Origin of the sequence: Chitinophaga qingshengii, from assembly GCF_014529935.1 — a bacterium.
Taxonomy (GTDB): Bacteria; Bacteroidota; Bacteroidia; order Chitinophagales; family Chitinophagaceae; genus Chitinophaga; species Chitinophaga qingshengii.
Genome location: NZ_JACVFC010000007.1, coordinates 1 through 26,620 on the forward strand (window position 1 = coordinate 1; position 26,620 = coordinate 26,620).

Sequence of the window (26,620 nt, forward strand, 5' to 3'; positions counted from 1 at the left end):
GCAGCTGGCGGCCATCTGGGAAGAAGTGCTACAGGTAAGCCAGGCAGGTATCCATCATAATTTCTTTGAACAGGGAGGTAACTCTTTTTCTGCTATCAAGCTGGCTACGGCCATCCGCAATAAACTGCAAACGGAACTGGCCGTCAAAGATATCTTCCGTTATCCCACTATTGCGCAGCTCAGTGAAGTGCTGGGCGATGACCGGAAATCATTGTCCATACCGCGTCTTGCGCCCGCTGCGATTACAGGAAAGATACCTTTGTCTTATTCACAGGAGCGTTTCTGGATCCTGGATAAATTAGGGAAAAGCCACTCGTATCATATACCGGTAGCTTTGCGGCTTCGCGGTGTGCTGAACAAAAGCGCACTAGAAAACGCGCTGAGCACGATTATTCAACGGCATACTGCTCTCCGGACTTTGATCAGGGAACATCAGGGAGTGCCCTGGCAATTTGTGCAGGATACACCGGAATGGCATCTGCCACTCATAGAAGATACAGCCTGCGCGGATCACGGCCATCTATCTCTGCTCATCAATCAGATCATTGCCAGGCCCTTCGATCTTGCAACTGATATACCACTGCGTTTGCAATTGATCAGGATAGACGAACATACGCATGTGCTCCTGTTATTATTTCATCATATCGCAGTAGATATCTGGTCGATTTATCTGATAGCACAGGAGCTGCAAGTCTTATACAGCGCTTATCTGAAACAATCTGTCGTTGCGCTGCCGGAATTACCTGTACAATATACTGACTATGCCATATGGCAGCGTCAATGTCTGCAAGGGGACCTGCTGGATGCCGGGGTAGCGTACTGGACAAGGCAACTGACTGGCGTATCTCCGCTTCAACTACCATGCGATCTCATTCGCCCGGCAATACCTGGTGATCAGGGACGCTCTATTGGCATCAGTATTGACAAAGACATGGTGGATGGCATCAAATGCCTGGCGGCCCGTCGCAATACAACGCTGTTCGTGACATTGCTCGCCGCATTCAAAGTGCTTTTATACCGGCATACAAGCCAGGAAGATATTTGCGTAGGAACGCCCGTTGCCAACAGGGAACAACCTGAGATGGCATCGCTGGTCGGTTGTTTTATCAATACGATCGCATTGAGGAGTGAAGTGCGTCCGGAAATGCCGTTCTCCGCATTCCTGCGACAGCTGCATGATACAGTTGCCGCCGCTTATGCCCATGAATATATACCATTCGAAAAAGTGATTGAAAATCTCCCGGCATCAACTGACCGGAGCTATAACCCCGTTTTTAATGTGATGTTTGAATTGCAGGATGTACCGATAGATACAACGCTTTCATTGGAAGATATTTTATTGGAGGAGGTAGCGCTTGATCATGGCGTGTCACGGTTTGACCTGACATTTTCGGTAAGTACGGCGGGTGAAAGCGGGGAACTCTTACTGAAAGTAGAATACAATACCGCCTTGTTCCTCGAAGATACCATCAACAGAATGATCGGTCATTATAAAATGCTTATCACCGCTGCCTTGCAGCATGAGGATATGCCGTTGGGCCGCATGGAAATGCTCACACCCGCAGAAAGCGTACAACTCCTGACTGCTTTCAGGGGAACATCCGGAACTTACCCGCAGCAACTGACCGTGCTGGATCTGTTCAGAGAACAGGTCTCGCAATATCCGGAAGCGACCGCGCTTGTATTCAATACGCAAACACTTACCTACCGGCAGCTGGATGAGCGGTCCAGTCAACTGGCGCATTACCTGATAACAAAAGGTGTGAAGACAGAAGTACGGGTAGCTGTTTTGATGGAACGTGCTGTTGACGTAATAGTGAGCATGCTCGGCGTTATCAAGGCAGGCGGGGCTTACGTGCCCATTGATCCAGCTTCTCCACGTGAAAGAGTGCAATATATGTTGCAGGATGCAGCTGTCGGGGTTGTTATAACGGATAGCGATTATACGTTTCCGGACGGGCGGCATGTGATCTCTTTGGAAGCTGCATGGCCGCAGATTGAAAAATTCTCCGCAGCACTCCCTGTCATAAAAATTGATCCTGCCCAACTGGTTTATATTATCTATACATCAGGCTCTACAGGTATGCCTAAAGGGGTGATGCTGGAGCACCGGAACCTGCTGAATATTACCTTGAGCTGGAGGAAAAAATACCAGCTGGATCTGGTTAAACCGGTTTTGTTCTCCGTTGCCAATATCGCATTTGATGTGTTTACGGGCGACTGGTGCCGTGCATTGACAAATGGCGGTAAAATGATCATCGCCGACAGCCGGAACTTTGATATCTATGTTTACTACCGCGCCATACTGGAACACCAGGTAAATATTATTGAGGCTACGCCTGCGGTTATCATGAGTATCATGCAGCAAATGATGACAGCCGGTGTTGGTAACGCGTCTTTGCGTACCATTGTCGTAGGTGCCGACGTACTCGCCACAGCAGATTACCTGTCGCTCCGTAGCAGGTATGTGCCTGCAGCGCGGGTGATGAACAGTTATGGTGTAACTGAAGCAGCCATCGACTCCTCCTGCTTTGAAGGTGACATTCAATATGGTGCAACAGTGCCCATCGGCAGACCTTTGGACAACATTTATTACTATATCCTGGATAGCATGATGCAGCCTGTTCCCATAGGGGTATGGGGCGAATTATATATTGGCGGTGCGGGTGTGGCCCGGGGATATATCAACAAGGATGATCTTACCGCCGGCCGTTTTCTGCCCGATCCATTTTCTTCTGCCAAACAGCGAATGTACAAGACGGGAGATGTGGTCCGCTGGCTACCGGATGGCAATGTTGCTTTCGGCGGCAGAAAAGACAGCCAGGTAAAGATCCGCGGATTCCGCATTGAGCTGCAGGAAATAGAGAATGCGCTGATGCAACATCCTGCTGTGGATAACGCTGTATTGATCGCTGAAAGCGATACTGACAATATACATGAGAAATACCTTTGCGCCTATTATACCCCGGTAAAAGAAGAAGCCGCGCCTGCCATATCCGCGCTGCGGAATTTCCTGATAGACAAGCTACCGTTCTATATGGTGCCTCAATATTTTGTGAGCATGGAAACAATTCCGCTGACAGCCAACGGCAAAGTGGATCGTAAGGCCTTGCCCTCTGCAAAAGAAGCAGGGCAGCTCAAAGCTTTAAGACATGAACCACCCGCCAATGAATTGGAGACGGCCCTGCACGAATTGTGGCAGGAAGTGCTCAAGACAAGCGCTTTCGGGGTAACAGATAATTTCTTCGAGACCGGTGGCAATTCCCTCCGGGCCGTGAATATGCTGGCGTTGATGAATGAACGATTTTTTACAGATATCAGGTTGACAGGATTTATCCTCAGCCCCACCATCAGGGAGCAGTGTGATATCATCCTCGGCTTTTATGAAGAACAAAAACATCTTTTCGAGGAAGCGCTGGATAAAACAGCGGATGAATCGGAAAGCCTGCAATAATTAATGACCGTTATTAATTGTTAATCACTTCTCACAATGGCAAATATTTTTGACGAATTGAAGAATCTGTCCGCAGATCAGCGGGAGATGCTGAAATCCAGATTGAGGGAGAAAGGAATGAAAGGGATGGACGCAGAAAGGATAACACCGGCTCCTTCTATGGCTAACTATCCCTTGTCTTCCGCACAGAAGCGGATGTTTACCATGTATCAGATTGATCCGGTTACAATCGTGTATAACCTGCCGCAAGCGCTGTGGTTGAAAGGACACCTGGATGTTGAACGGCTTGCGCATGCCTTCCGGCAGCTGGTTCATCGTCATGAAGCGTTAAGAACTTCCTTTCACCTGCTGGACGACCAACTGGTACAGGTAGTACATCCAACGGTCAACTTTCATTTAGACTATGAGGTCAGGGATGAACGGCCGCTGACAGATGAAGAACTGGATAATACCGTTGCCGCATTTATGCAGCCTTTTGATTTTTCTGTCGCACCACTTTTCCGTGCAAAGCTGATCAGGATTCAGCGGAACGGAGAGCAGGTTCATCTGCTGTTGCAGGATAAGCACCATATCATTTCTGACGGTATCTCCGAAGAGGTGCTCAACACAGAGCTTGCTGCGCTCTATGCCGGCCTCGGATTATCGCCCGTAGCCCTTCACTATAAAGACTACGCTGTCTGGCAACAGCAACAACTGAATAAAGAATGGTTCCAGCAACAGCGCAGATACTGGCTGGACAAATTCAAGGGGCCTTTGCCCGTGCTCGACCTTCCCGCTGATTTTCCGCGGCCCAGGATCAAAACATTCAAGGGGGATACCTTTCTCTTCCAAATGGATGAACAGTTGACGGCAGGCCTGAAACAACTCGCCGCAGCCAATAGCGCTACCCTCTATGTATTGCTGGTAGCCATGTTTAAAACACTGCTGTTCCGGTACACGAACGAAAATGAACTGATCATTGCCTCTGATACGGCGAACAGGACACGCGCCGAACTGAACGGGGTAGTGGGTATGTTCATCAATAAACTGATCATAAAATCGCAGCCCGGAATGGATATGCCCTTTGACGTATATCTGAAACAGATAAGGGAAATATTTGCCGAGGCACTGGAGAACCAGGACTACCAGTTCGATATGTTGGTACAGGATATTAACGTACCAAGGGATACATCGCGCAACCCGGTATTCGATATCTCTATGGGATTTCAGAATATGGATGTTTCCGGCATCGCTCCGATAGCGCTTGATGTTGCGCCATATACCGGCAAGGAACGGCTGTCTGCCCGGCTGGATCTGCATCTCGACGGAATCGAAAAAGACGGCCGCCTCTATTTCACTTTTGAATACAGTACCGATCTGTTCAGGGAAACGACCATCGCAAACATGGCCAGGCATTTCCAGCAGCTGGCCGCCGCTATTGTAAAGGATAGTTGTACGACATTAGGTATGCTGCCGCTGCTCGGCAACGTAGAAAAAAATCATCTTATCGAAGCCGGTAATAAAGGGCCCCTGGAATATCGGAAGGAAGCACTTGTACACCAGATTTTTGAAGAACTCGTGGCCGTACAGCCTTTGCAGCCAGCCGTACAAGGCGGGCATGAAGTACTCACCTACATGGAGTTGAACAAAAGAGCGAACCAGCTGGCCCACCTCCTGAAAAGCAAAGGTGTATGCAGAGACCAGCCTGTGGCCATTCTCGCAGACCGCTCCGTGGAAACAGTGATCGGAATATTGGGCATTCTGAAAGCCGGCGCCTGTTATTTACCGATTGATAGCAACCATCCCACGGAGAGGATCGCATACATCCTGGAAGATGCCCATGCAGTAATAGTACTTTCCACGATGAACGATACCTTTCTCCGCATTTTTTCCATGCCGGAGTTCAGTGATACGGAGTGGATAATGCTGGATGATAAAAGTATCTTCACCGGACCCACTGAAAACCTCGGACAGGTAAACGTTCCCGGTGATCTGGCTTATATCATTTATACCTCTGCTACCACCGGACAACCAAAGGGGGTGATGCTTGAACATCGCGGTGTGCTCAATCTCGTGGCTAATACCAGCCACACTTTTGGTCTAACCAATGCAGATCATATCCTGCAATTCGCCACCATGGGCTTTGACGCATCCGTATTCGAAATTTTTACTGCGTTGCTGACGGGCGCCACCCTGTATATGCCTTCATTAGCCGTTATTCAGGAGTATAGCAGGTTTGAGCAATACCTGAATGATAACAATATCACGATGGCGCTGTTGCCTCCCATCTATGCGCAACATCTCAACCCGGAGAATATACACAGTTTACGTATACTTTTCACAGGCGGATCGGCGAGTAACTTCGAACTGGAAAAGAAATGGAAAACGCATCTTACCTATGTAAATGCATACGGGCCAACAGAAACAACCGTGGTGGCCAGCTTCTTTGTCAGCGATAATAACATATCAACGGAGTCGACCTATAGTTCTGTACCTATCGGAAAGCCTCTGTATAATACCCGATTGTATGTACTGGACGAATACCTGCAACCCGTGCCTGTGGGCTTTACCGGCGAATTGTGTGTAGCCGGGGACAGCGTAGCCAGAGGATACCTGAATAGGGAAGAAATGACTGCCGCCAGATTCATCGATGATCCTTTTGGCGAAGGCAAGATGTACAGAACGGGAGATATCGTAAAATGGACAGCTGATCTCAACCTCGAATTCAGAGGCCGGGTGGATGACCAGGTAAAGATCCGGGGATTCCGCATAGAGACTGGCGAAATAGAGAAGGCATTGATGCAGTACCCGGATATCAAAGAAGCGGTGGTGCTGGCAGTAGCCGATCCACAACAACAGGGCGAAAAATTTCTCTGTGCTTATTATACCGGTAGGAAAAATTTAGGTGCGCCACTGGTGACAGATGCGATTAAAAAACATCTTGAAAAGTCGCTTCCGGCTTATATGATACCACATTGCCTGATGCAGATCGAAGAGATGCCATTATCTCTCAGCGGTAAAATAGACAGCAAATTGTTGCCGCCGCCTGATAGTATTATCCATAAATCCAGCGCTGCCGATATGGTCGTCAGCCCACTGGAAGAGCAGTTGGCCGGTATATGGTGTGAAGTGTTGAGAAAAGAAAAGATCGGCATCCATGATAATTTCTTTGCTCTGGGCGGTGACTCCATTAAAGCTATCACCCTGGTGAGCAAGTTGAACAAGGAGTTGGATCTGGACCTGGTGATCAATAATATTTTTGCCAATCAAACCGTCAAAACGCTGGCTGCTTTTGTCGTCGGACAGAAAGATGAGCCGGTAGACCTTCCGCCGGCAGCAGCAGCGTACCAGGCGCTGACCGACTGGCAAGCCCGACAGCAAAGCGTTGTGGAAAAGCTGGGCCTGGGTGCATATGAAGACCTTTATCCTATGAGCGACATACAGGCTGGTATGTTCTATCACAACCTCGCGGACCCGTTCATGTATCATAATCACGTGGTTTTTGAGATCAGGGATGATGCCTTTGACCTGGATGCGCTGCGGGATACGATCGCCAGGCTTGTTCAAAAGCATGGTATCTTCCGGGCTGCCTTCTATCTTGATGCTTTTGAATCACCTGCCATCGTTGTGGCCAGCTCTCTGGATCTCTCTGAAAAAATCTTTTATCACGATCTTGACCATCTGCCCGGAGACCAGCAGCAGTCATATATGCAGGATTTTATGAATGATGATCTCCGGCAAGGGCTGGATTGGAAAGTGTTCGGTTTGTGGAGAATTGTAGTGTTTAAATTGTCTGCATCCCGGCACGCTGTGTTACTGGGGTGCCACCATGCTATCATGGATGGATGGAGTGATGCGGTATTCCTCACAGAAATAAGCCAGGTCTATCAAACGATCCGGAAAGATCTGCCTTTGAAGCTGGAACCTTTGCATTGTTCCTATAAAGATTTCGTGGCAGATCAATGGCGATACAAACAGGCGCCGGCTGTCAGGCAATTCTGGGCCACACAGCTGGATGGATATGAGCGGCTGCCACTGCCCTTTGACAGAAAGGCTGCCACAGCTGATGTGATGGAAAAAGACTACCACTACTTTTATCCGGAGAAAGAACTGGAAATGGCTTTACTGGAATTTGCGCAGCAAAATGAAATGAGCCTGAAACATATCTGCCTGGCGGCATACCTCTGTCTACTGCAATTGACCACCGGCAAGCAGGACCTGACCATCGGCGTGCTGTGCCACGGCAGGCCGGAGTTGGAAGACGCAGAAAAAATGTTGGGTTGCTTTCTGAACTCTGTACCATTCCGCGTGAAATTTGACAAGATGCTGTATGCCCGCGAAATACTCGACCTGGTTAAGCAGGCCAGCGACCTGCAACAAGGGTTCGACAAATTGCCATTGGTAGATATCGTACAAGCGGCGGGAGAGAAGTCCGCAGAGAGGAACCCACTGTTCGATGTTTTCTTCAGCTACCTGAATTTTCATGTGTATGAGCAGGCGGAAGCCGGCATGGAATTGAGCTCAGCCTCCAGAGGATTTGGCGTAAGCAACACGCTGTTCGATATTATGATAGAGTATTACGACAGCCTGACGATCTCATTCCACTATGTTAAAGGACTATATACAAATGCAGAAATTAAACGGCTGGAAGAATATTACCTCCGCTTGCTTTATAGATTGGTCACCTATCCGAAAGAAGTAATTCATACCAAAGATGTTATGTCTGCCGAAGAAGTGAAGAACGTACAGGTAACGTTTAATGATGTTGGTCCTGGTGAGACCGCTGCCGGTTCTGTTGTGGAGCAATTCCTTTATCAGGTGCGGCGTTTGCCTGGCAATACCGCGCTGGTGGCGGAAGGCCGGTCGCTGACTTACCTGGAGCTTAACACGAAAGCAAACCAGCTGGCGGCTTTATTAATACAAAAGGGCATAAGGCGGGATACGCCGGTAGTATTGTTGGGCACTCATTCAGCGGAGACGATCATTGGTATGCTGGGCATTCTGAAGGCTGGTGGCTGCTACGTGCCGGTAGATCTTAACTACCCGCTTGAAAGATTGCGGATGATAGCCACGGAGTCCGGCGCGGGTATAGCTATTGCTTGCGGATACCGCGAGGGCCTGATACTCCCGGATCAGGAGCTGATCAATATCGCAGATGCGCTCCAGGGCGATATTACCCATGAACCTCCGCTGGTGAATAAAGCAGATGATCTGGCTTATATCATATATACCTCGGGTACCACGGGCACGCCCAAAGGTGTGATGGTGTCGCATGACGGTATTATAAGATTGGTAATAAATCCTAATTATATTGAATTAAATGAGCAGACAAGAATACTGCCCACCTGTGCCATTTCGTTTGATGTATCAACCTTCGAAATATGGGGCGCATTGCTCAACGGTGGAACATTATTCCTGCTTTCCCGCGACGAGCTCCTGGATCAGTCGCTGCTAAAGGAATGTTTAACTGCAAATGCTATTAACACCATGTGGTTCACCACCTCCTGGTTTAATCAGCTGGCAGATACTGCACCTGATATATTTTCCGGATTGAAGTACCTGCTGGTAGGCGGTGAGAAATTATCGCCGGCACACATCGCCAGGATACGGAACCTCTTTGCGGCCAAAGGCCTCCGCATTATTAACGGTTACGGTCCTACGGAAAATACTGCCTTCTCTGCCTGCTATCAGATCGATCAGGACTTCGAATTCAGTATCCCGCTGGGGTATCCTGTTTCCGGAAGCCAGGTATATATTCTGGATGCTCACCGGCAACTGGTACCGGTAGGCGTTCCGGGAGAGATCTATTTGGCGGGGAGGGGACTGGCCCGCGGATATCACCGGCGGCCCGACCTCACAGAAGAGAAGTTCGGTGTGCTTTACCTCGACGCGCCCGTAAGGGTATACGCCAGCGGAGACATCGGATTCTGGCAACCCGATGGCACCGTGGCATTCATAGGAAGAAAAGATGAGCAGGTGAAAATACGAGGGCACCGCATAGAACTGGAAGAGATAGAACAAACTTTATTGCATCATCCGGAAGTGGCCAATGCCGCGGTGACTGTATTCACCGGCGAGCAAGGCAATAGATCGCTGATCGCCTATATTGTCGGCAAGGAAGGCAAAATACCTGTTATTGCCGATGTAAAAAGATACCTGTTAAATCTGCTGCCTGATTTTATGTTACCGGCGCAGTTTATACTGCTGGATACATTGCCCCTTACTTCCAACGGAAAGATCAACAAGGCGGCACTGCCGCCACCAGGGACATTGCAGACCGCCAATTATCAGGCTGCCCGTAACGAAACAGAACAAATGCTGGTAAATATCTGGGAACAGGTATTGGGGATTTCTCCTGTCAGCATATTCGATAACTTCTTTGAACTGGGTGGCCATTCATTGAAGGCATCGCTGCTCGTTACCCGTATTTCAAATGAAGGGCCGGTCAATATCACTCCCCGTGATATCTTCAGAAACCCTACCATCGAGCTGCTGGCAGAAGAGATAGGAAAACGTAAATGGATGCATACCGGCACAATGACCGCCGGTGATGACGCCGCATTTAAGATAATTGATTTATGAGCATAGACCAGCTGATAGGTCAACTGATGGAGCAGGATACCTTTATCAGGTTGACCGGTGATAACCGCTTGCAGGTTATGATGCCAAAGGCGGGAGCGCAGAATGATGCGCTGCTGGCGGAATTGAGATCCCGCAAGGCCGAAGTGATCGCCTGGCTTCAGAACGGATCGGGCGAACGCCTTCCGGTGGCCGCTTTTGAAGAACAGGACCATTATCCCTGTTCCCATTCGCAACAAAGGCTTTGGCTACTGCAGCAACTTATCGGCGATGCACCGGCCTATCACATCGCTGTTGGCTACCAGTTCCCGGATAGCCTTGATATTGCTGCATTCCGCAGGGCGCTGGCCCTGCTGGTATCGCAGCACGAAAGCCTGCGTACCTCGCTGCGGGAAATCGCAGATGAGCCCCGCCAGGTCGTATTGCCAGATATTAACGGGTATTTCTTCTATACAGATTATAGTGATGAATCGTTACAGGAAAGAGAAATGATGGAAAAGCTGCAGGCATTCAGGGATCTGCCGTTTCAACTCGATACCGCACCGCTTTTCAGGATTGGATTATGGAAGAGATCGGCGCAGCAGTATTACCTGTTGTTTGTGATGCATCATATCATCAGTGATGGATGGTCGATAGAAGTGCTGATGAAAGACCTGATCCGGTTTTATCGCCAGGAAACAGGCGGCAGCATTGGTTTTTCCGATAAGCTGCCCATACAATACAGGGATTATACTATGTGGCTGGAAACATGGCTGCAATCCGGAGAAATGCAACGGCACCGGGACTACTGGCTAAAATTACTGGGAGATGATCTGCCGGTGCTGGACCTCCCGGTAGATTATACCAGACCTGTTGCCCAAACATTTAACGGCCGCCTGGTATCAGCACAATTCCCGGTGAATACTTCCCTGGCATTTGCAGCACTGCTGAAGGAGCAAGGTTGTACCCTTTTTATGGGATTAACGGCCTTGATGAATACCTTATTCTTCCGCTATACCAACCAGCAGGATATCGTCCTGGGCACACCGGTAGCAGCGCGCCCGGACAAGTTACTGGAAGATCAGGTGGGCTTTTATATAAATACAATTGTATTGCGTACGAAAATACAGGAAGACGATTCATTTCTATCGATATTGAAAAGAACCCGTGAAACTGTATTGTCAGCATATGAGCACCAGCTCTATCCCTTTGATAAACTGGTGAAAGAGGTGAGCGACTACAGGGATACGAGCCGGTCTCCCGTTTTTGATGTATTACTCAGCTTCAATCCTGACGCCTATCTCGCAGGCGGCTTTCCGGAAGATGCACCGATACACGCAACTCCCTTGCCGATAGATGGTAATACCAGCCAGCTGGACCTGTCGTTCGATTTTACAGGGTATGATAACGCACTGGCAGTATGCATCGAATACAATACCGATCTTTTTTCTGCAGCGCGCATCGACAGGATGATAGTACATCTGCAGCTGTTAATGCGGGAAGTGGTAGCGCATGCCCACACCCGGATTACGGCGCTGGACTATATACCGCCAGCGGAGAAGGAGCTATTGCTGTATGAGCTGAACTACTCCGAAAGGGCGCCGGACTATCGCCATACCATCCATGAACTGTTTGAAAGGGAAGTGGAGAAATTTCCCGCAGCCCCGGCCGTTATACATGGTGCAACAGTGCTTTCATTCCGTGACCTGAATACTGCAGCCAACAGGATAGCACACCTGCTCTTGCGCCATGGCATCCGGAAGGGCGATTTTGTTGGCGTGTATCTCGAAAGAGGCGCGGACCTCGCATGCGCCATCATCGGTATCATTAAGGCCGGCGGCGTATATGTACCCTTGGATCCGCAGCATCCGAAAGTCCGCATACAGCTGCAATTGCAGGATAGCACCCCTTTTGCCTTGATAACGGCTGCGCAGATGATAACAACGGATCCTGCATTTTTTAAAGACACAGGCGTCAAACTGTTGCTTGCGACAGATAAATTAAAAACAGACAGGCGACTGCTGGAAAATATGCTGGCGCTGAAAGTCGCCGACAGCCAGGAGCTCAACGGCATGCCGGAAAATAATCCGGATGTCCGCATATTGCCGGAAGACTGGGCTTACATGGTATATACATCCGGCACCACCGGAAAACCTAAAGGTGCGATCTTGCGCCACGACGGAGCAGTGAATCATATACTGGCGGAATACCAGGAACTATCGCTTGCTGACGGTTTCCGCTTTTTGCAGAGCGCTAATATCTCCTCCGACATTTCGGTGTGGCAATTCATGGCGCCATGGCTTCGCGGCGGCGCCTGTGTAATTATCGACAAAGAAGATATTCAGCGCTATGACCAGCTGCTGGCGGTAATGGAAAGCCGGGAAGTGAGTATCGTAGAATTTGTAACATCATATCTCGCGGGGTTGATATCGTTTCTGGAATACTACCCGCAACGCCGCCCTGCTTTAAAGCACCTGCAGTGGATGATGATTGTGGGCGAAGAAGTAACGCCCGCTGTTGTAAATAAATGGCGTGCATTGTACCCTCATGTTGGCATACTGAATGGTTACGGGCCCGCTGAAGCTTCAGACGATATCACACAATACATCATTGCAGATGCCTTGCCTGCAGATACCCTGAAAGTACCCATCGGACGGCCTTTGCCCAATCTTAATATTTTTCTGCTTGATAGTCGCCGGCAACTGCTGCCATTCGGATATTACGGCGAAATCTGTGTGTCCGGTATCGGGGTGGGCGCCGGGTACTGGAATCTGCCGGAAAAAACCAGTGAAGTATTCATTCCCAATTCATTTGCAGGTACACTGGGAGAAACCATCTACCGCACGGGAGACCTTGGCCGCTGGCTGGCCGACGGCAACCTTGAATTCTGCGGACGTACCGACATGCAGATCAAGGTGCGCGGTTTCAGAGTGGAAGTGGCGGAAATTGAAATGATATGCCGTGTACATGAATGGGTGGAGGATATCGTTGTGGAGATGAAGAACATCCCGCCATCCGGGAAAGCATTGGTAGCATATGTCATAAAAAGCCGGACAGAAATGGAAGACCAGGCAGTAGCGGATGCTTTGCAGGATTTTCTGGCTGCCAGGTTGCCCGACTACATGTGGCCCTCATACTTTGTATTTATGCAGGCGTTTCCCGTGAACCTGAGTGACAAGGTAGACCGGAAAGCATTGCCGGCGCCAACCGGCTCACCTGGCAGCAAACAATATGCGCCACCTGAAAGTGAGCTGGAAAGTAAACTGCTGGCCATTTGGGAGCAAGTGCTGGAAAAGGATGGATTAGGTGTATTGGCAGATTTCTTCAGGAACGGTGGCCATTCCCTCAAAGCTATTCAGATAACTTCCCGCATTTATCACGACATGGGGTTGCGTGTTTCACTGAAGGATATTTTCATGTATCCCGCCGTCAGGAAACTGGCAGCCCACCTGGCAACCTTGCCTGTGGAAACGGATTTACATATTGACCGGGCGCCGGAAGCCGCAACTTATCCGCTGTCGCACGCACAACAACGGATATGGGTATCCGGAAAGTTGTACGAAGGCAATATGGCCTACAACATGCCCATGAAGTATATTTTCAACGGCCGCCTGAATGCTGCCGCACTCCGGCAGGCACTATACCTGCTGGCCGGGCGGCACGAAATATTAAGGACAGCTTTTATTGATGTCGATGGTGTTCCCTCACAGAAAATATTGCCCGTCGAACAGATGGAGCCACATCTCACCATTACCGGCATGCGCGGTGCAACGGAAGATGCAATAAGGGAAAAGGCAGAATTATTGCTGTGGCAGCCTTTCGACCTGAAAAAAGGGATGCTGTTCAGAGTAGATTTGTTACAGGTAGAAGAAGAGAAATACCTGCTGCTGTTTGTACTGCATCACATTATTTCCGACGGCTGGTCTGAAGATATTTTCCTGAAAGAGCTGACCATGCTCTACGACAGTTGCTGCAAGGGAAATACATCTACCCTTCCGCCCCTGAAATTACAGTACCGGGATTATGCTGTATGGCAACTGAAGTTCCTCGAAAGCCAGGCAGCTGAAAGACAGCTAAGGTACTGGCTCGACAAATTTTCTGCTGAAATACCGCTGCTGCAATTGCCCGTCGATTATCCCAGGCAGGAACACAGAACATTTGATGCCATCGACCTGCGGTTTACCATTCCATCAAATGTGGCGGATCAACTCCGGTCTATGGCCGCCGCCGCCGGTGCCAGCCTGTTCATGGTGTTGCAGTCGGCCATATACGTGCTGCTATACAGGTTTACTGCGCAAACAACACTGGTGATCGGGTCGCCTGTCGCTGCACGGACCCATGTGGATCTGGAAGGACAGATAGGCTGCTATATGAACATGCTGGCATTGCTAAACAGGATCGACCCGCAAAAGGAATGGACAGCTTTATTGCACCAGGTAAAGGAGAATACCCTGGATGCGTTCAATCATCAGGACTATCCTTTCGATCTGCTGTTGAAGGCATTGCAACCGCAACGGCATCCGGGACGCCTGCCGCTTTTTGATGTCGGATTTACATGGTTGAATACGATCGGGCCGGGAGAAGCCGTGGCCATCTACGAACAAAGCAACTATACAATAGAAGCCTATGCAGAGGGTGCCCGTACTGTGAAAGCCGATCTGTGGGTACACGCCTGGGAAGATGCGAACGGAGAGATCGGATGCAGCAGCTCTTTCAACAAAGGGCTATTCAGCGATCATACCGCCAGGCTCATATCCGGCACCTTCTCCCGGTTAATGCATCAATTGCCGCAATACATGCATACCAGCATTTCCACCATCATAAACGAATTAACTGTTGAACATAAAAACGCCACTAACATGAATAGGAACGAAGCCAGGAAGAAGAACCTGGAAAAATTCTTCCAGGCAAAAGCGCAGCCTGCCACGGTTTCCTCCATGGTGAATGAATCCCTGCTTTCCAATGGAGCTTCCTCCGTTAAATTGGTGGAAAGCACTGTCATTGGCGTAAAGCTGAACTACTGGATAGAAAATAACCGGGCGCAGGTGGATGAATCGCTGCGACAATACGGAGGCATCTTGTTCCGCGGATTCAACATCGATACGCCGGAACGTGTACAGGAAGTTGCTGACAGCTTCGACGGAAAACAACTCCGGTATTTTGATCAGACTTCTCCGCGTAGCGCTATCACAGGACAGTTGTATACTTCTACTGACCATCCCCATCACCAGGTTATACATATGCACAACGAGCTGTCGTATTCCATGCAGTGGCCCTTGAATATTATGTTCTGCTGTATTACCCCGGCAACAGCCGGTGGTGAAACACCGATAGCCGATGTCCGGCAAGTGTGGAAACAGCTGCGGCAGGAAACGAAAGACCGCTTCGCCGCCAACGGTGTGCGTTACGTAAGGAATATGAGAAACGGAGTCGGCCTCTCCTGGCAACAGGTATTTCAGACAGATGATAAAAGCACAGTAGAACAATATTTTGCTGATACAGGTATTGACTACAATTGGATAAGCGACGATCACCTCCGTACCCGGTGGGACCGCCCCGCTGTGCTCCGGCACCCATTCACAAAAGAAGAAATATGGTTCAATCACGGTTACTTTTACAATGAATGGCTGATGGAAGATACCATGCGTCAGGTTTTAGGAGGAGAATCCGAACTGCCATTCAATACTTATTATGGAAACGGCCTGCCTATCGAAGAAGAAACCATAGCCGAAATTGCCGCCGCCTTCGAACATTGCAAAATAGTTTTCCAATGGAAGAAAGGTGACGTGCTGCTACTGGATAATATGCTGATGGCGCACGGACGCAACCCCTTTGAAGGAAACCGAAAAATTGTGGTGGCCATGTTTAATCCGATTACCGTATGAAAGAGATGAACAACATATACCAGTTGTCGCCTGTACAGAGAAGGCTGATGGCTTTAAAAGCAGCAGGGATGGAAGGAATGGCGCATGTATGCTCCGTTCGCATCCATCAACCGGATATTACCGGGCTGCAAATGCAGCTGAAACAGATCATCAGGAAACACGATATTTTCAGGACTGTATTCATAAAGGAGCTGGGGATGGATTTTGTTTGTCAGCAAGTGCGGCAATATACAGGCTTTGAGCTGTCAGTAATATCTCTTGAGCACTTGCCTGCAGCTGAGCAAATGATGCAGATCGCACAACACAGGCATGCTATGATATGTGCATTGAATGATCCTGATGCCGCCATTGCTGCTGAGTTGCTGATCACGGGAAAAGATCAGGGCCTGCTACTGCTGGGGGTATCCGCTACTGCAGGCGATCTGGCTTCCCTGAAAAATGTTTTGCAGGAACTGATACCGGCAGAAAAGCCGGTAGCGGAAAATGACCCGCCGCAGTTTATTCAATTCTCTGAATGGCATAACCAGTTGTTAACAGAGCCACAGGAAGATGCGGCCGCTTTCTGGCAATACCAGCACCTCCGGGAAAACATGAGAGCCCCGTATCCCTTTCAGTCGCAGCGCCTGCATCAACCGCCGGCTCACCCGGGCGTCCTGCAAACGGATATCGATCATGATTGCCTCGAAAAACTACAAGCCTGTTGCCATGCCAGCCATGTTCCACTCGAGTCACTGTTGATGGCCTGCTGGTACCTGGTGTTATTCCGGCATGGCGACAATATCGCACCCGTCGTCGGCGTAGTGGAGCCATGCCGCAGCTATGAAGCATTTGAAGGGATAAATGGGCCACTTGCACAAACGCTGCCCCTGCGTTTGACAGTAGAGGCGAACCTGCCCGTAACGGATTTTATCTGCCGGCTCGGCGAGCAGCTGGAAGAGATGAGGCAGTGGCAGGACAATTTCCTGCTGGAAGAAGCGACACAGTTGTTACGCGGGCAATACAACTTCTTCAGGGCTGGGTTCTCTTTTGCAGATGTGATGCAATGGCACAACAACCACATTGATCATCTGTACAGCTTTTCGGACAGGTTCCTGTTACAAATCTTTGCATGGCGCCATGCGTCAGGGTTGGCACTTCACTATTACTATGAACCGCAGCATATACCCCGGGAAGCGATCAATTGCCTGCAGCAGTCCATGCGGAATATGTTGCTTCGCATAGCAGCAGATAATGAAGTGACTATTTCGGCGCTGCTGGATTTATATCCGGAGGAGCAACGCACCATTATGCATGTATACAGCGGATCGCAGCCTCCGTTGCCGCTTGCAGCTACTTTGCTGGAATCGCTGGAACAGCATGCCATACGCTCAGGAGAACGTATAGCTGTGACCCTTGGAGAGGCCCGATATACCTACAGCGAGTTAAATGACAAAGCCGGCCGGCTGGCAGCTTGCCTGCTTCATCAGCATCATTTACAGCCCGGGCATAAAATAGCCGTGGCCTTGCCCCGCTCTATAGATATGCTGGTGGTATTGATCGGCATACTAAAGGCCGGCTGCAGCTATATACCGCTGGATACCGGCATTCCTCTGAAACGTCTGCAGTTTATACTGGAAGACAGCAAGGCTGCATGTATTATCACCAACCGCATGTTCACATCCGCCCTGAAATGCCCGGTATTGCCCGCTGACGGGTTGTTCAGCCGGCTTAACGCTGCCGCATATACGAATCCGGCCATTGCCGTTGGCAGGGAAGAGGTTTGTTACAATATTTATACCTCAGGCACTACCGGCATCCCCAAAGGCGTAGAGATTACGCATGGTAACCTGTCCAATTATCTCTCCTGGTTCTCTTCCTCATTCAGCATCACTGACTCGGACAAAGCGTTGGTATTTTCTTCCGTCGCTTTTGATCTTACCTATACTACCCTGTGGTCTGCACTCTACAGCGGCGGCACCGTTTGCCTCCTGCCGGAAACAGAACGACTGGACCTTGAAATGCTTGTCAGTACGCTGAAGAATGAGAAGATCACCTATATCAAGTTAACGCCTTCGCACCTTTCACTGCTGGTGAACGAGAGTGATCTTGCTTTACACATAGATAGATTTGCCCTGCGGTTGATCACTGTGGGAGGGGAGCGGATCAGGGTACCCGATATCGAAAGATATTTATCACTGGCGCCACGGTGCCGTTTTATTAATCACTATGGGCCTACAGAAACCACTATTGGTACGGTTTTTAAAGAAATTACCGCAGATACGCTGGCGCATTTTGCTGACTTTCCGGTGATAGGGCGCCCCATCGCCAACAACGCGGCCTATATACTGAACGAACAGGATATGCCAGTGCCGGTAGGTGTAACAGGAGAGCTTTGCATATCCGGCGCCGGTGTGGCAAAGGGATACATCGGGCAACCGGCATTCGGACACCTGTATAAAACGGGTGATCTCGCGCGATGGTTGCCGGATGGTAACATCGTATTTATCGGCAGGAAAGATTTTCAGTTGAAAATAAGAGGGTACAGGGTAGACCCGGAAGAAACAGCACAAGTCCTGAAAGGAACACCGGGCATTGACAATGCCGTCGTGATGGCCCGTGAACACGAAAGTGGTGTATATCTCGCCGCTTATTATACCGGTACCGTTTACAACGATCAGGATCTGCGGCAGATATTGGCTTTACAGTTGCCGGAATATATGATGCCCGCCGTTTGTGTGCATATGAAAAACTTTCCCTTAACACCAAACGGAAAAATAGATGGCGCCCTGTTACCTGATCCCCGGATGCAGCCAGTAACAGGAGAAGATGAAACAAGATTGCCGCAAACAGACCGTGAGAAGGCTTTTGCGCGTGTGTGGGCAGAAGTGCTCCGGTATTCACCGGTAAGCTTGAACGATAATTTCCTGCGAAAGGGAGGTGACTCAATCAACGCTATCCAGATAGTTGCGCGCATGGCAAAAGAAGGCTACACCGTAAAGGTATTCGATATCTTCGCCTATCCCCGTCTGGCTGATCTGATTGCACAGGCGCAAGGGATGACGCACGTTGCCAGGAGTGTGCATGATATTGGCAGCGCGCCGCTCACGCCCATACAGGCCCGCCTGCTGACGCAGCCGGATATTGCCGCACCGCATCATTTCAACCAGTCTGTAATGCTCAGGGGCCAATTCAAAACAGACGTGATGAGAAAGGTATTTGAAAAGATCACTGCTCATTATGATGTTTTCAGACTGGTTTTCAAACAGAAGAACGGCGGCTGGGTACAGGAATATGCTGAACAGCCGGGCTTCTTCACACTGGAAGAAGCAGACCTCAGCGGTACGGCCTATCCTTCGGAAAGCCTGCGCCTGCACGCCGATAAGCTCCAGGCTTCGCTTGATATTTCCACAGGTCCTTTGCTGAAGGCGTGTATCTATCATTTGCCTGATGCTGACCGCCTGCTGCTGGTGATGCACCACCTGATCACAGATGGTGTATCCTGGAGGATCTTACTGGAAGATATAGCCACCCTCACCACACAGTATAATGAACAGCAAGCCCTCTCGCTTTCGCCTTGCACGGATGACTACATACAATGGGCAGCCCGGCTGCAGGAGTACGCCGGCAATGATGAAATATTACAGGAGCTGCCATACTGGAAAGAACAGGAGCGGATGGCCCTGCAAGCCCTGATCCCGCTGAAAAGTTCCAGTGAACAACCGGAAAGAGATACCCTGGGATTTACGTTCGATAAAGCTAGTACGCAATTGCTCGGCGCCGGCTTGCATGATCTTTATGGCACTACTGCCAATGACGTATTGCTGGCGGCGTTGTCGAGAAGCCTGGCACAGGTATTTAACCTGAAAATGATAGCATTGGCATTGGAAGGGCATGGCCGGGAAGACATCATCCCGGGAATGGATGTTTCCCGCACGATGGGCTGGTTTACGAGTATTTACCCGGTAGTGATCAATATAGACAGTATAGGCGATCCCATTAGCCTGCTGCTGGAAACAAAAGCGACACTGGATAAGGTGCCACGCAAAGGTATCGGTTATGGCATACTGAAATATCTCACCGGAAGCCATTTGGACATGCCGGTACAAGTGAGTTTCAACTACCTCGGGAGATTTGATACGGCTGTGAGTGAGGAACCGTTTGGGCTCGCCGCAGAAGACAGGGGCGCTGAGTGCCATCCGGATAATAAACGTTTCTTTGCGATGGAGGTAACGGCCGTTATTACCGAAGGACAGTTACAGGTGGAGCTGGATTACGATAAGGAATGTCTCGATAAAAAAGATGTTGCCCGTGTATCCACTGCATTTAAGGCTGCATTGCTGGATATACTGTATAGCCGTAGTGGAAGAGCAACCACCGGTCCGGTGATACCGGAATATACGTTCCATACCCTTACACCAGAGGAGCGGCAGGCGCTCGCAGAGAAATATGCGCCGCAGGATGTTTACCCGCTTTCTCCTTTGCAGGAGGGCTTGTTCTTTCACAGCCGTACGGGACTCGAAAGCGATGCTTACTTCCGGCAGTTCTCTTACCGCTTCCATGGCGTGTTTGACGTAGAGGCACTACGCCGGAGCTTTGATCTGTTAATAGCAAGACATGATATACTGCGGGCGATTTTTGATGATGAAACTGCCGGCCGGCCCGTACAGGTAATCCTTAAAGAAAGGCATATTGACTTCACCTTTATCGACCTGTCGGGTGAAAAAGAACAGGATACCAGCATCCAGGCTTTAAGGGCATCCGATAAAAAGAAAGGCTTTGACCTCGGCAAAGACTTGTTGATGCGTGTCACCGTGCTGAAGTTGCAGGATGCTTTGTATGAGCTGATCTGGAACTATCATCACATCATTATGGATGGGTGGTCTTCCGCCTTGCTCGGAAATGAGTGCCTCGAAATTTATAGTAGCATCCGCCAGGGGCGTGAAGTGAACCTGCCGCCGGCAATATCTTACAAAACATATATCAGCTGGGCCGCCCGGCAATCCCAGACTGCGGCGCTGGGCTACTGGAAGCATTACCTCGCAGGTTATGATGAACTGGCCAGCTTGCCCGGCAAGAAAAAAAATAGCCAGGGCATCTACAAAAAAGAACAACATGTATTGACCATTGCTGCCGACAAAACAGCTGCACTTGCGTACACGGCAGCCAATGAACAGCTTACTGTCAATACGCTGCTACAGGTAGTGTGGGCCATTCTGCTCGGTCGATATACGATGAAACGGGATGTCGTATTCGGTGCGGTAGTGTCTGGCCGTCCTCCTGAAATACCGGATATTGAAAGCATCGTTGGCCTGTTCATCAACGTCATTCCGGTAAGAGTCCGGATAGACAATCAAACTTCCCTGGTGTCGTTATGCCGTTCCGTTCAATATGAACAGCTGCAATCACACGTTTATCAGTGGTCACAGCTGGCAGAGATACAGACGGCGGCTGAACTGAAATACGGTTTGTTTGATCACTTCATCGGATTTGAAAACTTCCCTGTGGATAATAAACCGGATGATGATACAGGTGATAACTGGGGAAGACCTGCACTGGAGCTGTCCGGCAGCCAGGAGCAAACTACGTATGATCTGTACATCACCATTATCCCGGGTGAGCGGCTTACCCTGCTTTTTTCCTATAATGAAGCCGCATACGATCGTAGCGCTATGCAGGGTATTGCGGATCACTTTCTGTTTATATTGGAACAACTGCTGGATGATCCGGGAATCAGCATCGGCAATATAGAACTGGTAACGCCCGAAGCACGTAACAGGTTACTGCAACCGCAGCCCAGGGAAATCTTGCAGCCTTTCGAAGATGTGGTCGCCCGCATTGCGCAACAGGCGGCACATCATCCCTTGCAAACGGCAATGGTATGTGAAGGCCGCAGTATTACCTACGAAAATTGTGCGCAGTTATCTGACCGGCTGGCCAGCTACCTGCTGCAAGCCCATACCACGCCTGATGAGCCGGTAGCCGTTTGTATGCAACGCTCGGAATGGGCTGTAATAGCATTGCTGGGTATTCTCAAGGCCGGCATGGCCTTTCTGCCGATAGATCCCGCATATCCGGATAGCCGTATCCGTTATATATTGAAGGAAGCAGGTGTACGCGTCTTATTGACCGATGCTGACGGTATGTTCCGCGCAACGGAAAATTTCGGGGGTGAGGTATTTGTAGCAGATATTCAGCTGCCGGTAATGGAAGCATCCGCCTTTACAACCCTGCCGGCAACAGATATGGATCAGCTGGCCTATGTGCTCTTTACTTCCGGATCAACAGGGAATCCCAAGGGCGTGGCTGTTACGCGGGGAAATATAAATTATTACCTGAGATGGGCCAATCAATACTACTTCGATAATAGATCCGGATTTCACTTTCCCTGCTTTACCTCGCTGGGATTCGATCTTACGCTTACCAGTATCTTCACTACCCTGATGCGGGGAGATACCCTTTATATTTGGAGAGAAGGGGATATTGGAGAGATGCTCAGGGATATCTTTGATCCGCATAACCACATCCGCGCAATAAAATTGACGCCTTCGCATATCAGCCTGTTACCGCACCTCTCCATTTCTTCCACGGCAATTATGCATGCAATCGTTGGAGGAGAAGAGCTGACGCCGGAACAGGTAAATATATTACATAGCCTGAACCCTGATATGCGTGTTTATAATGAGTATGGACCTACGGAAACAACAGTTGGTTGTATGATAGCGGAAATACCCAGAGGCGCGCATACCGTTACGATCGGGAAGGCCATTGCAGGCACCGACATTTTCATCATGGATCAAGCCGGAAAACTACAGGCTCCCGGTATGCCCGGGGAGATCTGCATTGGTGGCGCGGGCGTCACGAAAGGATACATTGGCCGCCCGGACCTGACGGCAGAACGTTTTGTCGCCAATACCTATACCGCTGCACTGATGTACCGCAGCGGAGACAAAGGGCTATGGCTGCCGGATGGTAATATCGCCTACCTCGGGCGTATAGATGATCAACTGAAGATCCGCGGTCACCGTATAGAGCCCGGAGAAGTACAGCAGCTCATCAGTGACTGCAGCCGGGTACAGGAATGTATTGTCACCGCCTGCAAGGATACAGAAGGCGCAGATGCGCTGGCAGCCTACGTGGTCATGAAACCCAAAGATACCGGCGTTGAATCGTTGAGAACAGCGTTGGCTACACAGCTGCCTGCCGCCATGATGCCACAGTACATTATTCCTTTGGACACAATTCCCTTGACTGTTAACGGTAAAATAGACAAGACCGCATTACCTGTGCCTGGAACATCGGCCACTGAAAATACGCTGTTTGAACCACCATCTTCTGTAACAGAGCTGAAGCTCGCCGCAATCTGGGAAGCAGTACTGCAGGTAAGCAATGTTGGCATAAACGATAATTTCTTCAGGCTGGGAGGCCATTCGCTCAAAGTAGTCATGGCTATATCGAGGATTCATAAAGCGCTGGGCGTCCGGCTGAATATACATACTTTCTTCGATCATCCTACCATCAAAGCATTAGCGGAGCTGGTGGTGCAAAAGGAAGCAGATATGAGCACCGGCATTGTTCCGCTGCCGCCGGCACTGCATTATGAAGTATCTCACATGCAGCGCCGTTTGTGGATCATCAGCCAGTTTGAAAAAAATACGACTATCTATAATATAACGGCGCCGCTTTCCATCAACGGCATATTGCATATCCCCGCGCTGGAGAAGGCGTGCCGGGCACTGGTGGAAAGACATGAAAGCCTGCGCACCACCTTTATGATGATAGACGATGAGGTCCGGCAGGTAATACATTCCGCTAACGACGTGCTTTTTTATATGGAACAACTTGACCTGAGCGGGGATGCTGACCCGGCACGGCTGGTAAGGAATGAAATGGGTACAGCCTTTGATCTTGAGCAGGGGCCATTGTTCCGGGTGAAATTAGCCCGCCTCGCGCCGGAAAAGTATCTCCTCGTATTGTCCATGCATCACATTATTTCGGATGGATGGTCCATGGAATTAATGATCAGTGAACTAACGAAATACTATTGCGCGTTTACAAACGGGATGGATGCCGCATTGCCACCTTTATCAATACAGTATAAAGATTATGCCGCCTGGCAAAACAGGCAGTTGCAGGGCGCCGGGCTCGAAAAACACCGAAACTACTGGATCGGGCAGCTGGGCGGCGATCTGCCGGTACAGGAGTTGCCCGTCGATTTTCCCTATCAACAGGTGCAAACCTTTAATGGCGATGCTGTGGAGCTCATATTCAGCGAACAGGAAACGAAAATACTGCGGACTGTCAGCGAACAGGAAGATGCTACGCTCTTCATGACACTGCTTGCGGCAGTGAAGGCGTTGCTATGGTATTACACCGCACAAAATGATCTCGTCGTCGGTATACCGGTATCCGGCCGCGATACAGAGAGCCTCGAACAGCTGGTGGGATTCTTTGTAAATACCTTGCCGGTGAGAGTGAAAATATCGGAAGAAGAAACTTTTTCCTCTCTGCTGAAAAAGGTGAAACAGCACACAATGGAGGCTTTCGAGCATCAGGCGTATCACTTCGATAAACTGGTGGAAGACCTGGATATACCCCGGGTGTTCAGTCATTCTCCCATATTCGATACGCTGGTATCATTACAGCTTCCGGTTTTGCAAAATCAGGACGTTACCCTGCCGGATAACATGACAGTAGAAGCCTTCCCTGCACTATCTGCAACAGTCAGTAAATATCATCTCACATTTAACTTTACGGAGGAGGCAGGAACACTGACACTCGAATTGCAATACAATACCGACTTGTTCATGAAGCATAAGATCATCAACATGACGGCGCATTTGAAGCAATTGATCAATGCAATAGGCGTACATGCCGATATTCCCTTACAGCAGATACATTTTATTACACCGCAGGAAGAAATACTGGTGGTAAAACAGTTTAACAACACATCAATCCCTTATCCCGCGAGCGCTACCGCCGCAGATATATTTGAAGTGACAGCAGATAAATATCCCTGGTCTACTGCATTGGTATACGGAGAGAAGCAGGTCACCTACCGGGATCTGAATGCCATGGCTAACCGTATCTCCCGTTTGCTGCGGGAGGACTTGCATATCGGGCAGAAGGAAAACATCGCACTGAAATTGGAGCGAAGCGAAAAAATGATCGTCGTCATTCTGGCTATATTGAAGGCCGGCTGTACCTATCTGCCTGTTGATCCTGCGCTCCCGGACCAGCGTATCCGTTATATGCTGGAAGACACCAGACCGGCGTTGCTGATAAACGAAGCGTCTGCCGGAAATGAATGGGGACACCTGCTGCCTGAAATAACGCTCGATGAGTTGATCAGGAGGTCGGAAAGATTGGAAGAAATGAATCCTGCAAGGACTATTGATGCGGACAGCATCGCCTATATTATGTATACATCCGGCTCTACCGGCATCCCGAAAGGCGTTATGGTGCCTCATAAAGCCATGGTAAGGCTGCTGACAGGAAAGTCCTTGCCACAGTCCGGTCCCGGAACACGTTCTCTCCTGACATCCGGTTATGCTTTTGACGGATCTGTTTTCAGCATCTTCAATGCGTTGTTACATGGTGGCGAACTGCATGTGGTGGATAAAGAAACCGTCATTTCCCTGACAGCACTTGCCAGCTACATTCAGCGCCATGCGATCAGTGAAATGTTCGTAGCCACTGCTTTGTTTAACCTCCTGGTAGAACATCAGCCGGAAGTTGGAGCATGGATGAAATGGATAGCTACCGGGGGGGAAGAAGCCTCTACATTCCATATCAGAAAATGTATGGCCTCAGCTGCACCCGGATTTCGTATCTATAACGCTTACGGGCCTACGGAGAATGGCGTTATCACCACCGTGCTCGAAATAACTTCGCCCGATCAGCCCGTTTCAATCGGGAAACCCGTATCCAATGCCTCGGCTTTGATCCTCGACAGGCAGCGTCGCCCGGTGCCAGTGGGCATTGATGGTGAACTGTATGTAGGGGGCGAAGGCCTTGCTTCCGGCTATCTTAATAACGAAAGCCTGAGCAGGGAAAAGTTTGTGCTGCTCAACGGCAAACGATACTATGCCACAGGTGACCTGGGCCGGTGGACCCCCGCCGGCGACATCGTTTTCCGCGGAAGAAAAGACCGTCAGTTGAAAATAGAAGGCTATCGTATCGAACCCGGTGAGATAGAAACTACCATCCGGCAGCATCCTTCAGTAGTCAACGTAATAGTGGCCGGCACAGGCCCCGACAAACGCAGGCAGCTGGGAGCATGGGTGGTGCTCGCAGAAAGCGCCGGCACACCCGACCTGCGGTCCTGGCTGCGGGAGAGACTGCCTGTTTATATGATCCCTGTATTCTTTCGCTACATGGATGCTCTCCCCCTGACCTCAAACGGTAAAATAGATTATAGCCAATTGCAGGCGCCGATGGATGTACCGGATCTGGAATATGCCGCACCGCTTACTGAAACAGAAAACAACCTGGCACTCATATGGAACGAAGTGTTGATGCGCGAAAAGATAAGCATACACGCAGATTTCTTTGATATAGGCGGCCATTCACTCAAAGCCACCCAGATCATGGCCCGCATCTACAGAACAACCGGTGTGAATACAGACCTCCGGCGTTTCTTCGAAAACCCTACCATCCACCTGTTGGCAGGCTATATCGACAAAATGAAAGGAGAGCGGACTTCCGCTGCCGTTCAGGACAATGGTAACGAAGTGGAAGAATTTTTCCTCTAAACAATTAACGACCC

At 49.8% G+C, this 26,620-nt stretch carries 4 protein-coding genes; all 4 read left to right on the forward strand.

Features of this window, described 5'->3' with window-relative positions:
- On the forward strand, window positions 1-3,454 hold a 3,454-nt coding region (locus ICL07_RS31215), incomplete at its 5' end, for a non-ribosomal peptide synthetase (RefSeq protein WP_188091985.1).
- A 36-nt stretch (window positions 3,455-3,490) separates the two neighbouring features.
- Complete coding sequence (locus tag ICL07_RS31220; RefSeq protein WP_188091986.1) at window positions 3,491-10,015, forward strand: non-ribosomal peptide synthetase; 6,525 nt, start codon at window positions 3,491-3,493, stop codon at window positions 10,013-10,015.
- Entirely contained in the window at window positions 10,012-15,876 is a 5,865-nt protein-coding gene (locus ICL07_RS31225; protein ID WP_188091987.1) for a non-ribosomal peptide synthetase, read from the forward strand. Before ICL07_RS31220 ends, ICL07_RS31225 begins: the two co-directional genes overlap by 4 nt.
- The gene (locus tag ICL07_RS31230; RefSeq protein WP_188091988.1) at window positions 15,873-26,606 is read left to right on the forward strand and encodes a non-ribosomal peptide synthetase; all 10,734 of its coding nucleotides are present in this window, start codon (window positions 15,873-15,875) and stop codon (window positions 26,604-26,606) included. Before ICL07_RS31225 ends, ICL07_RS31230 begins: the two co-directional genes overlap by 4 nt.
- Window positions 26,607-26,620 lie beyond the last annotated feature (14 nt).

Bases quoted from the DNA above. Each gene is read 5' to 3' on its own strand.
- ICL07_RS31230 (WP_188091988.1), top strand. From the start codon at position 15,873: ATGAAAGAGATGAACAACATATACCAGTTGTCGCCTGTACAGAGAAGG.
- ICL07_RS31225 (WP_188091987.1), top strand. From the start codon at position 10,012: ATGAGCATAGACCAGCTGATAGGTCAACTGATGGAGCAGGATACCTTT.
- ICL07_RS31220 (WP_188091986.1), top strand. From the start codon at position 3,491: ATGGCAAATATTTTTGACGAATTGAAGAATCTGTCCGCAGATCAGCGG.